Raw genomic sequence first — 13,771 nt, 5'->3', positions numbered from 1 at the left:
CCTCGGTCGACGTAGCATTTCCGGACATCGCCCGCGGAAGGGCCTTTGGCGACGTACCTCGAAACCGTCCTTGTCTGAGATGCGATGCTGTTTTCTGGAGTGAAGGCTTTGGAGAACGGATCTGTCGGCGCTGCAAGGGGTTGAACGCCTGGCGGAACGCCGTGCCCGTCAGCCCGAGTGCATCTCGCCGCCGCTAATCTCTATCGGTGCCCGCGTCGTCTTCCCAGTACCGTACCGGACCCGTCAATTCGCCCTGTCTAGACGTCGCTCGCATCACGCCGACCGATGTCTTATGGGGCGAAGAGGGCAGGGAACTTCCCCACCGTCACAGAAAACGCAGACGGCTCTATCACAAGGGCAGCTCTATCATTCGCCTGCGCCCAAGAAACCCAATCAAGAAAAGCCGAAGGTCTCTGCCACAGCCAACTCCATTGCAGGAAAGCCTGCGCTGGCGATTGGTGGGAAAAAGGTAAAGTAAGACAGCCTTCTACGCCGCGATTTCTGAAAAGCAGGTTTGAGCTAAATATAGTTCAACAACCTATTGCAGAGACCGATCAGGATAGCCATTTTTCATACATTGGCACTCAGGTGTGGCGAGTGCCAATGCGTCCTTAAGCATGCCACCCCTACCCGGAAATCCCGAAAAGGAGCATTTCCATGATGTTTACCCCACTACATGACCGTGTCTTGGTTCGCATTATTGAAGGCGACGAAAAGACCTCGGGCGGCCTGATCATCCCTGACAATGCAAAAGAAAAACCGCAGGAAGGCGAAGTCGTATCCGTCGGTGCCGGTGCAAAAGACGACGCAGGCGCACGTATCGCAATGGACGTCAAAGCTGGCGACAAAATTTTGTTCGGCAAATGGTCGGGCACTGAAATCAAGATTGATAGCGAAGAGCTGATGATCATGAAGGAGAGCGACATCTTAGGCATTATGGCCTGAACTACGCGTCCCCTTTCACACATCTTTCATTTAGGAATACCGACATGTCTGCAAAAGAAGTCAAATTCGGCACGGACTCCCGTGACCGCATGCTTAAGGGCATCAACACGCTCGCCAACGCCGTAAAGGTCACGCTGGGTCCCAAGGGCCGCAACGTGGTTCTCGACAAGTCCTATGGCGCGCCACGCATCACCAAGGACGGCGTTACGGTCGCCAAGGAAATCGAACTCTCGGATGCGTTCGAGAACATGGGCGCACAGCTCGTCAAGGATGTCGCGTCCCGTACCAATGACGAGGCAGGCGACGGCACGACCACAGCGACAGTTCTGGCGCAGGCCATTGTCAAAGAAGGCATGAAATCAGTCGCAGCGGGCATGAACCCGATGGACCTCAAACGCGGTATCGACAAAGCGGTCACTGCCGTTGTTGCCGAGGTCAAGGCAATGTCACGGCCTGTGGGCGATACGGCCGAGATCGCCAAAGTCGGCACCATTTCGGCAAACGGTGAATCTGCTATCGGTCAACAGATCGCGGACGCGATGGCCAAGGTCGGCAACGAAGGTGTCATCACCGTCGAAGAGAACAAAGGGCTGGAGACCGAGACCGAAGTCGTCGAGGGCATGCAATTCGATCGTGGCTATCTCAGCCCGTATTTCATCACGGATACCGCCAAGATGACGGCGACCCTGGAGGACTGCGTGATCCTCCTTCATGAGAAAAAACTGACATCTCTGGCCCCCATGGTGCCGCTGCTTGAGGCTGTCATGCAGGCGAACAAGACGCTTTTGGTGATGGCCGAGGATATTGATGGCGAAGCACTCGCAACGCTTGTGGTGAACAAACTGCGCGGTGGGCTGAAAGTGGCCGGTGTCAAAGCGCCCGGTTTTGGGGATCGCCGCAAAGCGATGCTGGAAGATCTTGCCGTCCTGACGGGCGGACAAGTGATTTCCGAAGAACTGGGCATCAAGCTCGAAAACGTCACGATGGACATGCTTGGCGATGCCAAGAAGATTACAATCACGAAGGACACAACAACCGTGATCGACGGCGCTGGCGACAAAGAAGCCATCGCGTCTCGCGTTACCCAAATCCGTGCACAGATCGAAGAGACCACCTCTGACTACGACAAGGAGAAACTGCAGGAGCGGCTGGCCAAACTGGCGGGCGGTGTTGCGGTGATCAAAGTTGGTGGCGCGACCGAGATCGAAGTGAAAGAGCGTAAGGACCGGGTTGATGACGCCTTGAACGCAACTCGTGCAGCCGTCCAAGAGGGCGTCGTACCAGGCGGTGGCGTTGCACTTGTCCATGCGGGCAAGGTTCTGGAAGGTCTAAAAGGTGACAACGCGGATCAGGATGCGGGTATCAAGATCATCCGCAAAGCCCTTCAGGCCCCGTTGCGCCAGATCGCTGAAAACGCCGGTGTCGATGGCTCGGTCGTGGCTGGAAAAGTACTTGAGAACACCAGCAAGACGTTCGGCTATGATGCGCAGCTGGATCAGTACGGCGACATGTTGAAGGCCGGTGTCATTGATCCGACCAAGGTCGTTCGGATCGCGCTGGAATACGCGGCATCGGTTGCGGGCCTGCTCGTTACCACCGAAGCGATGGTGGCGGATAAACCCGCCAGGCCGAACCGCCACGGCATACCCGACATGGAGGGTATGGAAGGCATGATGTAGAAGCGAACTTTTGCTTGCGGCATTGGAACCACTCTTTATGAGCCGCGAGCAGCATATTTCTGAAAACGGCTCGCACCAACGCCCCGACTTTTTCCAGTCGCTCTGCACCCTGAGTAGACCATGTCTGAAGGCTCCGCTTTCCAACATCAAATCGCTCCAAGCTGATCTGTGTAAGCGTTGAAAGCTGAAATGTAAGTTAGCTAGAGAATGCCCGCTGAAAATTCAGCAGGAAGTGTGTTTTCGAGTTTTAGAGCGGCGCGCAAGTGTGAGTTCCCTAAAATGAAATTCTTCTTTCGCGCGCCGCTGTTTCTCGAAGTGCCTAGGAAAGGACACCACAATGAAACTCAACACCAATACCATCTCGGAAAAGATGAAGTCCGTCAAAGCCAGCTGTGGAGGCGCACCCTTCGGTGAAAAAAAGAACGCAGGCCTGGAGACATTACAACGCTGCTGAGGCCGCGCACAAAGCGAATGACGACATAAAGACGAAATACGAACTCGACGCTGCCAGGAAAGCCCTTGCGTAATAAATAACGGCCGCCTGAAAAAGCGGGCCAGTTTGCGCAAATGCAGAATGCAATACGCCGGGACTTGAACCGCAATCCATGATGGATTGCCTTACCTTGATTGGAAAAAACGTGAAAAATGTAACTCTCGTAGCTGCCCTCATGACATCCGTCGCATTCTCCGCCAACGCAATGTCTGCCGAAATTGATACTGACGGAGACGGCATGGCATCCTTCGCTGAACTTCAGGTTTCATACCCTGAACTTACCGAGGAAGTGTTCGGCGACATCGACACAAATGGTGATGGTTTCGTCGACGACGAGGAAATGACTATCGCCGTCGAGCTTGGCAATCTCGCGGATCCTGAAACCGACTCCTGAAACCAAAGGTTGGAGTACGCGCTATGCAGAATCGCGAAGCTTTCAGATGGACCTTCACAGCTTCAGGGCTTTGGCTCATCTTGTCGCCATTCATGCTTCTCGGCGGCCAGTCGGCTCTAAGCAATGCCCTCGTTGGCGATGCAGGACTGCTCATTCTCTCGGGGCTTTTGGCTTTGACCGTAGCGGGTTACGGTCACAACAAGCATTACTTGGTCCAGACCTATCTGGGAGTTTCCTACGGTTTGATTTTGGTAGCGGCGCCTTGGCTGTTCGGATTCACCGAACCTGTGACCGCCTGGAATGCCGGCGTCGTCGGAACGGCTTTGGTTCTGGCGGGCCTTTATGTGGTGTTTCAGAAAATGCCGAAACATCACGCATAGTGAAAAACACTGTGTGGGGCAGAAAACGCCCCGCACTTCTAATCGTTTTCCTTGCCAATATGAAACGCCCCGGGTTTACCGGAGATGGCTATTGGCCATTAACCGCGAGTCGAACGCTTCGCTTATGGAGGATCGGCTCGACTCCGTCGCAACTTCAGGCGAGTAGGGGGTGCCTATGTGCGATCCGTGTGCAATGCGATCCGCCAAGAGATTTACGATTTCTCAGATACTTAGCCCTGATCGGAATCCAGTGGCTTCGGTGGGTTTGGCTTCTTGCGGTTAGCCGTCGATCCCGCTTTGCGCGCTGCAGCGAACCCGCGGTCCGTGGCCATGAAGCGGTCGAGCATGGGGGCGACGAGGCGGGCGGGCTCAAGATCCTGTCCGGTCTGTTGGCCCAGGACAGCCGCGTAGTCGCAAAGGTCGCGGTGCACATCGGCGGGAAGTTCCACGGTCAGCTTGACCGGCTTGTCGTCATGGATCGGGCCAAGCTTCAGCTTCGTCATCTCACTTCTCCCAAGGGCTCAAGGATCAGGTCGCGGGTGACCATGACGCGGACGGGGAAGCCCGGTCGGATGGTCAGTGTCGGCGGGACGGCGAGCTGCTGCCGGACGATCTCGTCCCCGGTCCGTCCGATCGTGTCCTGGGCGGCCTCGCGGATGGCGCGGGCGACATCGTCTTCGGTTTCTGCGCCACTTTCCAGGCCGAGGTTCAGGATCGTGGCGAGGCCAGCGGCGAGGAAGACGCGACCCCAATGGTAGTTGACCCGGTCCTGCAGGCCGGACGCGCCTGTTCCGTCAGTGCCGGGCGCGCGTTCCAGCACAATGGAGCGACCATCCGGAAGGATGAGGCGGGTCCAGACGAGGAGCAGGCGGCTTTGCCCGGATGCGATGCGGCTGTCATATTCTCCCAGCAGACGGGCCCCTTGCGGGATCAGAAGGTATCGTCCTGAGGGGCTGTCATAGACATTCGAAGTCACCTGGGCCGAGATCTGGCCAGGTAGGTCGGAGCGCAGGCCGGTGATCAGGGCGGCCGGGATCACCGTTCCGGCCTGCAGGATGTAGGGGCTGGGCGGTGCCGTGATGCGTTGTGCACTCACGGTTTCCGTATCTCCGGGACGGGTGAGGAATGCCTCCCGGCCCGAAATAGGATCATTTGCCGTCGGGCTGCCCAATGTGGAGGGGAAGAGCGCGCCGGTTGCGGGGGGCGTCGGTGTGGCCTGTGCTCCGCCACGGGGCACGGTTTGCGCCTCCGCGAAAAGGGCGCTCAGCCGGGCGGCGTCGAGTTCCTGAAGGCGGCGTTGTTCCTCCGGATCGACCGTGGGGGCCAATGGACCGGAAAGGGGCGGTGCCGGGACCGGCTGGCCGCGATCTTGCGCCCCAAGGATGGCGCGGCCCAGCTCACCGGGCAAGGGTGGGCCGAGACGCGGGACATCGGCGTAATCCCGAGGCAATGTGGACAGCCCTTCAGCCGCCTGAATGCGTTCGGTGGAAAAGAGCTCGGTCTGGGTGCCTTCCTGCCGGTTGTTCTGCAGGGCCACGATCAGGATCGCACCAAGGCCAAGTCCGCCAATCGCGGTGGCAAGGGCAATGGCCCGGCGGGACAGGCGCATGACACGGGGTGGATCGGGCCTGAGACGGAGCTCCTGGGCGATGCCTTCCTCGGTCCGTGTCGGCTTTTGGATATCAGGGTTTTGTGTCACTGCTCCGCCTCCGGCTGTGGCGTGCGCGGTGGGCTATGGACGCCATCCGTCCGTATGATCCGCACGACCTGCTGTTGTCTTTCGCCGAGACGCAGTTCTGCGGCCCCGAACAGGCGGTCCACGATCAGCACGTTGCCGAGAACGCGGGTGTTGACGATCTGGCCGCGTCCATCCGCGCCGATCACGAAGAGCGGGGGCATTTCGCCCTGGGCGATGCCGGGCGGGAAGACGACATAGACACGCCGTCCATCGTCGAAGACCGAGACCGGCCGCCAGGGCGGGGCGTCGCCCTGCAAGCCGTAGCGGTAGTGCCGCTCGGCCTCGGGCGGGACCTCTGGACGGAGGATGGTCGGGGCGCGGGGCGTGGTTCGCACCTCCGGGTAGGCCCATGCAACGCTGGGCATCCAGGTCTCCTCGTCGGCGTGCAATTCGATGTGATAGGTGCGCCGGTCGGTGTTTACGACGAGATTGGTGGAGATGACGGGGCGGGTGGGTTTCACGAGGATATGGACGCGCTCGGTGCGGCCTGCGCCGCTGGTAGTGTCGCCGATGATCCAGCGCGCGGTGTCGCCCGCCGCGATCGGGCCGGGGCCGGTCAGGCGTTCGCCGGGTTCGAGCGCGATATTCGTGATCTGGCCGGGTGCTGCATAGATCTGGTAAAGTGCGCCTTCGCTCCACGGAAAAACCTGCATGGCGTTGTAATAGCCCTGCTGGCGGGGCTCGACGCGGGCGGCGGCATTGGCGGCGATGATGCGCGCTTCCGGCGTATCCGCTTCCGGATCGCCGCCACGGGAGGGCGTCCACGCTGGCGGCGTGTGAACCGGGCGGGGCGGCCCCTCGGCCGGGGGCGGTGCCGGCGGCGGCGCAAGCGCGGGGAGGGTGTCATCATAGGCGATCTCGGGGGGACGTTGTCCCGTGCAGGCACTCAGCGCGGTGGCCGCGATGAGAACAACGGGAATGGATGGCAATCGGCTCATTGGGCGCTCTCCCTCGACCAGTTGATGGCGTGGACATAGACGCCGAGCGGGTTGGCTCGCAGACGCTCGGCATCGCGCGGCGGCTGGACCACGACGCTGAGGATGGCGGTCCAGCGTTCGGTTGTGGCGAGCTGACCGTTTCCATAGCGGCGCTCGATCCAGGCGACACGGAAGCTCGACTCTGATGCACGGATGACGCTCGAGATCTCGACGGAGACCTGCGTGTCGCTGACCAAGGCGAAGGGATCGTTCAAACGGGCATGGTCATTCAGCGCGACGGCGCCGCGATCCGTAGCGAAATCGTAGGCACGAAGCCAGTTCTGGCGCAGCACGATCGGATCGGCCGGGACCTGCCGGACATGCTCGACGAAGCGGGCAAGATGCCAGGCGATCTGCGGGTCGGTCGGGCGATACTCGGCAAGCGCCGGGGCGACGGCCTGTGCCGCACCGAGATCGTCAACCTCGACCACGTAAGGGACGACGCTGCTGCGCGTCGATTGCCAGGTGAGCGCCGCGCTGAGCCCGGCGGACAGGGCAAGGCAGCCCATCGCCATAAGGCGCCAGTTGCGGGCCTGAACGCGGGCCGAGCCGATGCGCTCGTCCCAGACCTGGGCGGCCTTCTGGTAGGGGGTGACAGGCTCGGGCGTGGTGCCATAGCGGACACTGGGGCGTCGGAACATCAGGAGGACCTTTCGGAGAGGCTGACGACCGTGCCGCCGCCGCCATGGTCTCCGGAGCGGATGACATGGGCGGCGGTCGAGAGGCCGTGTTGAAGGGATTGCTGGCGCTTCATCCGGCGCGCCCAATCGGGTGGGCCGTCATTGGCCGGGGAGGGCAGGGCGCCACCCGCAATGCGCCCGCCGGTGGCGGCATAGGCTGCGCGGGCGCCGGACTGCGCGCCGTCCGAGATCGCGCGCCGGAGCGGGCTGAACGCCGCGACGGCACCGGTCTTGCCGACAGCGGCCACGCCACCGACGGACTTGCCCAACGCAGTGCTGCGGGACGCGGCACCAAGTTGGTAAGCGGTCGCGGTTCCGCTGCCAACCGCACTGGCACCACGCAAGGCCGCGCCACCGGTGCCAAGGGCCATCCGTGTCCCGGCGACACCGGCGACCGCGGCCCCGCCTACGGCGATTCCGGTACCGACCGCTGCGCCTGCACCAAGCTGCGGCCCGCCCGAAACGATGCCATTGGCGATGCCGGGGCCGAAGATACCGAGGGCGAGGAGCGCCAGCGCGCCAAGGACGACCGACATGGCGTCGTTGATCGTGGGTTCACCCGCGAATCCGGCGGTGAACTCGCTGAAGATGGTCGACCCGATGCCGACGATCACGGCCAAGACCAGCACCTTGACGCCGGAGGAAATGACGAGACCCAGCACGCGCTCGGCCATGAAGGCGGTCTTGTTGAAGAGGCCGAAGGGCACGAGGATGAAGCCTGCCAGCGTGGCCAGCTTGAATTCGATCAGCGTGACAAAAAGCTGGATGGCGAGGATGAAGAACGAGAGCAGCACGACCAACCAAGCGAAGAACAGGATCCCGATCTGGATGAAGTTCTCGAAGACGGCGACGAACCCGGAGAGGTCGGCGATGGAGGCGAGGATCGGCTGGCCCGCCTCGAGCCCGACCTGCGCGATGCGCCCCGGCTGGAGGAGTTCACCGGCGGAGATCGTTCCGCCGGTGGCGACCAGGCCAAGGCCCGCGAAACTGTCGAAAACGATCCGGGCCAGCGTGTTCCAGTTGCCGATGATATAGGCGAAGACCCCCACAAAGAGGGTCTTCTTCACCAGCCGCGCGATGATGTCGTCATCCGCGCCCCAGGCCCAGAAGAGCGCGGCCAGCGTGATGTCGATCACGATCAGCGTGGTAGCGAGAAAGGCGACATCGCCGCCGAGAAGGCCGAAGCCGGAATCGATGTAGGAGGCGAAGACTTCGAGAAACCGGTCGATGACACTGACGCCGCCCATTACCTCACTCCATCCCGGCCGGCTCTGGAGCCAGATCGAAGAAGCGCTGCCGGGCCGCCTCCCAGGCGGCGCGGCATTCGGTGTCGGTGGCATAGTCTTCGGGCGTCAGGTCACGGCAACGCGCGAGGGTGCCGCGCAAAGCGTCATCCCTGACCACATGCCCGGTGTCGGTGGGCAGGACCGTGCGGGTCAGTTCGACCACGGCGGCGAGGGCAGCTAGGCCGCCGATACCGAAGGCGATCAGGCGCAAGGTTTGTGGGGTGTCGAGTGCCATACGCTCAATCCCCGAAGAAGCGCACGGTGCCGGGGGAGTAGCCGCCGCCGTAATCGAGGAACCGGGCGAGGTTCTCGCGGCCCTGCGCCTCGGCGGAGGCGTTGCGGGCGGCTTCCAGCGCTTCGGCGCGGTTCTGCGCCGCAATGGCGGCGATCAGATCGGCGATCTGTGTCGATTGCAATGCGAGCAGCTGGTTGCCAGCCTGCGCGACCTGCAGGCCCCCAACGGCGCCCTGGCTTTCGCGGATGAGTGCGTCCATCTGGCTGCGGGCTCCGTCGATATTGCCGACGACCCCGGCCTGCACGCGCAACGCGTCCTCGAAGCCCGCGACGGATGTCTCCCACCGCTCACGCGCTCCGGCGATCATCGCGTCGAAATCGCCCTGAGCTGCGGCGGCGCCGTAATCCTGCGCGAAGGCCCGTTCGATGGTGGCCACATCAAAGGCGAGGCTTTGGGCATCGGCCAACAGGCGCTGCGTTTCGCCGATGGCGTCCTGCAGCTGCGCCAGCGAGGAATGCGGCAGGTTTGCAAGGTTCAGCGCGTCGTTCATCAGCATCTGCGCCTGGTTCTGGATCTGGGCGATCTGGTTGTTGATCTGCTCCAGCGCGCGGGCGGCCGAGAGGATATTTTCGGCATGGTTGCGGGGGTCGTAGACGATCCGCCCGCCACCGCCGAAGAAGAAGGCCTGAGCCGGTGTCGTGAGGACCGGTGTCAGGACGAGAGCGCTGGCCATCAATGCGGCGGCGAGTCTCAGGGGGTGGGTAGGGCGGTCAGGGTTGCGGGTCATTCTCTGTCTCCTTCTGGGCGGTGGGTTGGGGGTCTGGAGCGGGTGGCGCCGGGGCGCTGCCAAGCAGCTCGACCGCCCAGTCGAGGCCGCGATGGCGCAGCCAGGCCGCGGCGAAGCCGTCGCGGCCATGGTCGGCGAGAATCTGGGTCATGGCGGTCTGGTCGGCCTTGGAGGAAGCCGCGGTGAAGGCCAGCGCCACCTCACCGAGGCCCAGGGAGAAGAGCCGGTTTCCGCGGCGTGACTGGCAGTAGTAGTCCCGCTTCGGCGTCGCGCGGGCGACGATGTCGATCTGGCGGTCGTTCAGCCCGAAATTCTGATAGATGCGCGCGATCTGCGGCTCGAAAGCGCGCTCATTGGGCAGGAAGATCCGCGTGGGGCAGCTCTCGATGATGGCAGGCGCGATGAGGGACCCGTCGATATCGGCCAGCGATTGGGTGGCGAAGATCACCGAAGCGTTCTTCTTCCTCAACGTCTTCAGCCATTCGCGCAGCTGCCCGCCGAAATTGGCGTCATCGAGCGCAAGCCAGCCTTCGTCGATCAGGATCATCGTGGGGCGGCCGTCGAGGCGTGCCTCGATCCGGTGGAAGAGATAGGCGAGCACGGCGGGTGCGGCGGGGGAACCGATCAGCCCCTCCGTTTCAAACGCGAGCACGTCCGCGCTGCCCAGGTCTTCGGCCTCAGCATCGAGAAGCCGTCCGAAAGGCCCGCCGAGGCAGAAGGGTTTCAGAGCGCGTTTGAGTTCTGTCGATTGCAGCAGGACCGAGAGGCCGGTCAGTGTGCGCTCCTCGCGCGGGGCCGAGGCGAGCGAGCTCAAAGCCGACCAGAGATGGTCCCGCGCAGCAGGGTCGGTCGTCGCGCCTTCGCGCCCGAGGATTCCCGCGAGCCAGTCCTGCGCCCAGGCGCGTTCGGACGCGTCGTCGATCCCGGCGAGCGGCTGCAGCTGCACGGCGGGGTCTTCGTCGGCCAGTGCATCTCCGAGGTTTTCCCAATCGCCACCCATGGCGAGCGTGGCGCAGCGGATCGAGCCGCCGAAGTCGAAGGCGAAGACCTGGGCACTGGCATAGCGCCGGAACTGCAGCGCCATGAGGGCCAGCAGGACCGATTTGCCCGCCCCGGTCGGGCCGACGATCAAGGTATGGCCGACATCGCCCACATGTGTGGAGAAGCGGAACGGGGTCGTGCCGTCGGTTTCGGCGTGGAACAGTGGCGGGCCGTCCAGATGGTCGTTCCGGTCCGGCCCCGCCCAGACCGCCGAGATCGGGATCATATGGGCGAGGTTCAGCGTCGAGATGGGTGGCTGACGGACATTGGCGTAGAGATGGCCGGGCAGGGAGCCGAGCCAGGCCTCGAGCGCGTTCAGCGATTCCGGGATGCAGGTAAAATCGCGCCCCTGCACGATCTTCTCGGCGGCCTTGAGCTTGGCCTCGGCGGCTGCTGCGTCTTCGTCCCAGACGGTGATCGTGGCGGTTACGTAAGCCGCGCCCGCCACATCGGCGCCGAGTTCTTGCAGTGCCTCGTCGGCATCCGCCGCCTTGTTGGCCGCGTCGCTGTCGAGCAGGGTCGAGGCTTCGTTGGTCATCACCTCTTTCAGGATCGCGGCCACGGACTTGCGCTTGGCGAACCACTGCCGGCGGATGCGGGTGAACACTCGCGCAGCATCCGTCTTGTCGAGGCAGATCGCCCGCGTGCACCAGCGATACTCGAAACCCTGCGTGTTCAATTCGTCGAGCAGTCCGGGCCAGGTGGCGCTCGGCAGCTCGAAAATGGTCAGCGTCTTGAGATGCGCGGCCCCGAGCCGAGGTGTCAGTCCGCCCACCAACGGATCATCGGCCAGCACCGCGTCCAGATGCATCGGCACCTCCGGCACGCGGACGTGTTGGCGCCGGGTCGAAACGGTTGAATGCAGGTAGGTCAGGGTATCTTCATCGGAGAGCCAGGCGATCTCCGGCATGAACCCGTCCAGCAGATCGGTCAGCCGGTCGGCGCGGCCGACAAAGCTGGAGACAAGATCCTGAGGCTTGGTGCTGCGATCAGGGGCGTTCTCCAGAAACCAGCCTTCGGCGCGGCTCGCGTCGTCAGCGGGCGGCATCCAGACCAGCGTCAGGAAATTCGCGCTCTCGAAATGCGCGCCCGCTTCTTCGAATTGCGCGCACCGTTCGGCATCGACTAGGGCGGAGACAGGATCGGGAAACTCGGAGGTGGGGTAGTCCTGTGCCGGGATCCGCTGCGCCTCGACGAAGACTGCCCATCCAGACCCTAGCCGACGCAGCGCGCTGTTCAGCCGGGCCGATGTGGCGACCAATTCGGCGGGCGTGGCTGAATCCAGATCCGGCCCCCGGAACCGCGCCGTGCGTTGCAGGCTGCCGTCCTTGTTCAGGATGACGCCGGGCGCGATCAGCGCCGCCCAGGGCAGAAAATCGGTTAGTAGGGCGGATTTGGAGCGGTATTCGGCCAGACGCATCATCGGCTCAGACCCCGAACCAGGACGGGTAACGGAGATGCCGCCGCGCCACTTCAGCGATCTGTGCGTCTCGCTTCGCGGCCCAGACAGCGAGGAGGTGGCCGATCAGCCAGAACGCGAGGCCTACGAGCCAGAGCCGCAGGCCCAGCCCAATGGCGGCCGCCAGGGTGCCATTGGCAATGGCGATGGTGCGTGGCGCACCGGCCAGCAGGATCGGATCGATCAGGGCGCGGTGCACCGGCGCGAAATAGCCGGGAATGTCGGTGGGGTTCTCCATCAGATCAGCGCTCCGCCGCCGAAGGAGAAGAAGGACAGAAAGAAGCTCGAGGCCGCGAAGGCGATGGAAAGCCCGAAAACGATCTGCACCAGCCGCCGGAACCCGCCCGAACTGTCGCCAAAGGCCAGCGTCAGCCCTGTGACGATGATGATGATTACAGCGACGATCTTGGCGACCGGGCCTTCGATCGACTCAAGGATGGTTTGCAAGGGGGCTTCCCAAGGCATGCCAGACCCGGCGGCGAGCGCCGGCTCGGGCAGGGCAAAAGCGATCAGGCCGAGTGCGGTTGCGCCAAGGGCTATGCGAAATGATGGCAGAAGAGTCATGGATGGCTTCCTTGTGTTGGTGGGAAAAGGGGGGTGAGAGCGTAATCGCCCGAGGCGGTCAGGCCGGTGACACGCGCCAACTCGGAGAGGCGACGATCGGCCCCCCGTCCGGACAGTACGGCGATCAGGTCGATGGTTTCTGCGATCAGCGCGCGCGGGACGGTGACAACCGCTTCCTGGATCAGCTGTTCGAGCCGCCGCAGCGCGCCGATGGCGGACCCGGCGTGAATCGTGCCGATCCCGCCCGGATGCCCCGTGCCCCAGGCTTTCAGGAGGTCGAGCGCTTCCGGCCCGCGCACCTCGCCGATGGGGATGCGATCAGGCCGCAGCCGAAGCGACGCGCGCACGAGATCGGACAGGGTCGCAACCCCGTCTTTCGTGCGGAGAGCCACGAGGTTGGGGGTCAGGCATTGCAGTTCGCGCGTGTCCTCGATCAGGACAACGCGATCCGAGGTCTTGGCAACTTCCGCCAACAGCGCGTTGGTCAGGGTTGTCTTGCCGGTCGAGGTCCCGCCCGCCACAAGAATATTTGCCCGGCTGGTGACCCCTTCGCGCAACTGCGCAGCCGCATCTGAGGAGAGAATGCCCTTTGCGACATAGTCCTCGAGGGTGAACACCGCGACGGCGGGCTTGCGAATGGCAAAGGTCGGCGCAGAAACCACTGGGGGCAGCAAACCCTCGAAGCGCTCGCCCGTGTCCGGCAATTCAGCCGAAACACGCGGGGCCGCGGGATGGACCTCCGCCCCGACGTGATGCGCGACAAGACGGATGATGCGCTCGCCATCGGCGGGAGACAGCACCGCGCCTGTGTCGCTCAGCCCATCGGCCAGCCGGTCAACCCAGAGCCGACCGTCAGGGTTCAGCATCACCTCGACGACGCCCGCATCCTCGAGCCAGGCGGCGATGCCGGGGCCAAGGGCTGTTCGCAGCATGCGCGCGCCGCGGGAAGACGTCTCGGTTTTGAAAGGGGTAACGGTCATGATTGGCCTCGCGATGGATCACGAGACCGATCAAGAGGACCGCTATTGGCTTACGGGCAACAGCCGTGAAGGCGTAGTAGCGCAATTGCGTACGAAGGCAGGGCGACTGCGACGCGCATCCACCGAGCTGTCA

At 63.1% G+C, this 13,771-nt stretch carries 15 protein-coding genes; 4 read left to right on the top strand and 11 right to left on the bottom strand.

Annotation, left to right across the window (positions count from 1 at the left end; translation table 11 throughout):
* Positions 1–657: 657 nt before the first annotated feature.
* The 4 genes from Q1A51_RS02545 to Q1A51_RS02530 all read left to right on the top strand — a co-directional run bounded on the left by Q1A51_RS02545 (position 658) and on the right by Q1A51_RS02530 (position 3,891).
* On the top strand, positions 658–945 hold the full coding sequence (locus Q1A51_RS02545) for a co-chaperone GroES (protein WP_299603472.1): 288 nt from the start codon (positions 658–660) through the stop codon (positions 943–945).
* 44 nt (positions 946–989) lie between these two features.
* Positions 990–2,624, top strand: coding sequence for a chaperonin GroEL (groL, locus tag Q1A51_RS02540; protein WP_299603468.1), 1,635 nt, complete (start codon positions 990–992; stop codon positions 2,622–2,624).
* 608 nt (positions 2,625–3,232) lie between these two features.
* On the top strand, positions 3,233–3,511 hold the full coding sequence (locus Q1A51_RS02535; protein ID WP_299671123.1) for a hypothetical protein: 279 nt from the start codon (positions 3,233–3,235) through the stop codon (positions 3,509–3,511).
* Positions 3,512–3,534: 23 nt separating this feature from the next.
* Complete coding sequence (locus Q1A51_RS02530; RefSeq protein WP_299603462.1) at positions 3,535–3,891, top strand: SPW repeat protein; 357 nt, start codon at positions 3,535–3,537, stop codon at positions 3,889–3,891.
* Positions 3,892–4,121: 230 nt separating this feature from the next.
* Here the strand turns inward: Q1A51_RS02530 and Q1A51_RS02525 are convergent, their stop codons facing one another.
* From Q1A51_RS02525 to trbB, 11 genes are all read right to left on the bottom strand, one after another.
* Positions 4,122–4,394 (bottom strand): DUF2274 domain-containing protein, encoded by a 273-nt coding sequence (locus Q1A51_RS02525; protein WP_299603459.1) that lies wholly within the window; start codon positions 4,392–4,394, stop codon positions 4,122–4,124.
* Entirely contained in the window at positions 4,391–5,500 is a 1,110-nt protein-coding gene (locus tag Q1A51_RS02520; RefSeq protein ID WP_299604022.1) for a TrbI/VirB10 family protein, read from the bottom strand. Before Q1A51_RS02520 ends, Q1A51_RS02525 begins: the two co-directional genes overlap by 4 nt.
* Before the next feature lie 86 nt (positions 5,501–5,586).
* Complete coding sequence (gene trbG / locus Q1A51_RS02515) at positions 5,587–6,567, bottom strand: P-type conjugative transfer protein TrbG (protein WP_299603456.1); 981 nt, start codon at positions 6,565–6,567, stop codon at positions 5,587–5,589.
* Positions 6,564–7,247, bottom strand: coding sequence for a conjugal transfer protein TrbF (trbF, locus tag Q1A51_RS02510; RefSeq protein ID WP_299603453.1), 684 nt, complete (start codon positions 7,245–7,247; stop codon positions 6,564–6,566). Before trbF ends, trbG begins: the two co-directional genes overlap by 4 nt.
* Entirely contained in the window at positions 7,247–8,533 is a 1,287-nt protein-coding gene (gene trbL / locus Q1A51_RS02505; RefSeq protein ID WP_299603450.1) for a P-type conjugative transfer protein TrbL, read from the bottom strand. Before trbL ends, trbF begins: the two co-directional genes overlap by 1 nt.
* A gap of 4 nt (positions 8,534–8,537) precedes the next feature.
* Positions 8,538–8,807 carry a putative entry exclusion protein TrbK-alt gene (gene trbK-alt / locus Q1A51_RS02500; protein ID WP_299603447.1) on the bottom strand — a complete coding sequence of 90 codons (270 nt, stop codon included), beginning with the start codon at positions 8,805–8,807 and terminating at the stop codon, positions 8,538–8,540.
* A 4-nt stretch (positions 8,808–8,811) separates the two neighbouring features.
* Positions 8,812–9,594 (bottom strand): P-type conjugative transfer protein TrbJ, encoded by a 783-nt coding sequence (gene trbJ / locus Q1A51_RS02495; protein ID WP_299603444.1) that lies wholly within the window; start codon positions 9,592–9,594, stop codon positions 8,812–8,814.
* Positions 9,578–12,058 (bottom strand): conjugal transfer protein TrbE, encoded by a 2,481-nt coding sequence (trbE, locus tag Q1A51_RS02490; RefSeq protein ID WP_299603441.1) that lies wholly within the window; start codon positions 12,056–12,058, stop codon positions 9,578–9,580. The genes trbJ and trbE overlap by 17 nt, the downstream gene beginning before the upstream one ends.
* Before the next feature lie 4 nt (positions 12,059–12,062).
* On the bottom strand, positions 12,063–12,332 hold the full coding sequence (locus Q1A51_RS02485) for a VirB3 family type IV secretion system protein (protein WP_299603438.1): 270 nt from the start codon (positions 12,330–12,332) through the stop codon (positions 12,063–12,065).
* Positions 12,332–12,658 carry a TrbC/VirB2 family protein gene (locus Q1A51_RS02480; protein ID WP_299603435.1) on the bottom strand — a complete coding sequence of 109 codons (327 nt, stop codon included), beginning with the start codon at positions 12,656–12,658 and terminating at the stop codon, positions 12,332–12,334. Before Q1A51_RS02480 ends, Q1A51_RS02485 begins: the two co-directional genes overlap by 1 nt.
* Entirely contained in the window at positions 12,655–13,638 is a 984-nt protein-coding gene (gene trbB, locus Q1A51_RS02475) for a P-type conjugative transfer ATPase TrbB (protein WP_299603432.1), read from the bottom strand. Before trbB ends, Q1A51_RS02480 begins: the two co-directional genes overlap by 4 nt.
* Positions 13,639–13,771 lie beyond the last annotated feature (133 nt).

This window comes from uncultured Tateyamaria sp. (genome assembly GCF_947496075.1).
Taxonomy (GTDB): domain Bacteria; phylum Pseudomonadota; class Alphaproteobacteria; order Rhodobacterales; family Rhodobacteraceae; genus Tateyamaria.
The sequence above is the reverse complement of the archived record's forward strand: the minus strand, read 5'-3'. Positions and strand labels throughout refer to the sequence as shown.

Excerpts from the sequence above, each read along its gene's own strand:
- trbK-alt (WP_299603447.1), bottom strand. The coding sequence starts at position 8,807 with ATGGCACTCGACACCCCACAAACCTTGCGCCTGATCGCCTTCGGTATC.
- Q1A51_RS02485 (WP_299603438.1), bottom strand. The coding sequence starts at position 12,332 with ATGGAGAACCCCACCGACATTCCCGGCTATTTCGCGCCGGTGCACCGC.
- trbG (WP_299603456.1), bottom strand. The coding sequence starts at position 6,567 with ATGAGCCGATTGCCATCCATTCCCGTTGTTCTCATCGCGGCCACCGCG.
- Q1A51_RS02545 (WP_299603472.1), top strand. The coding sequence starts at position 658 with ATGATGTTTACCCCACTACATGACCGTGTCTTGGTTCGCATTATTGAA.
- trbF (WP_299603453.1), bottom strand. The coding sequence starts at position 7,247 with ATGTTCCGACGCCCCAGTGTCCGCTATGGCACCACGCCCGAGCCTGTC.
- trbL (WP_299603450.1), bottom strand. The coding sequence starts at position 8,533 with ATGGGCGGCGTCAGTGTCATCGACCGGTTTCTCGAAGTCTTCGCCTCC.
- Q1A51_RS02535 (WP_299671123.1), top strand. The coding sequence starts at position 3,233 with ATGGATTGCCTTACCTTGATTGGAAAAAACGTGAAAAATGTAACTCTC.
- Q1A51_RS02480 (WP_299603435.1), bottom strand. The coding sequence starts at position 12,658 with ATGACTCTTCTGCCATCATTTCGCATAGCCCTTGGCGCAACCGCACTC.
- trbJ (WP_299603444.1), bottom strand. The coding sequence starts at position 9,594 with ATGACCCGCAACCCTGACCGCCCTACCCACCCCCTGAGACTCGCCGCC.
- trbB (WP_299603432.1), bottom strand. The coding sequence starts at position 13,638 with ATGACCGTTACCCCTTTCAAAACCGAGACGTCTTCCCGCGGCGCGCGC.
- Q1A51_RS02525 (WP_299603459.1), bottom strand. The coding sequence starts at position 4,394 with ATGACGAAGCTGAAGCTTGGCCCGATCCATGACGACAAGCCGGTCAAG.
- groL (WP_299603468.1), top strand. The coding sequence starts at position 990 with ATGTCTGCAAAAGAAGTCAAATTCGGCACGGACTCCCGTGACCGCATG.
- Q1A51_RS02530 (WP_299603462.1), top strand. The coding sequence starts at position 3,535 with ATGCAGAATCGCGAAGCTTTCAGATGGACCTTCACAGCTTCAGGGCTT.
- Q1A51_RS02520 (WP_299604022.1), bottom strand. The coding sequence starts at position 5,500 with ATGCGCCTGTCCCGCCGGGCCATTGCCCTTGCCACCGCGATTGGCGGA.
- trbE (WP_299603441.1), bottom strand. The coding sequence starts at position 12,058 with ATGATGCGTCTGGCCGAATACCGCTCCAAATCCGCCCTACTAACCGAT.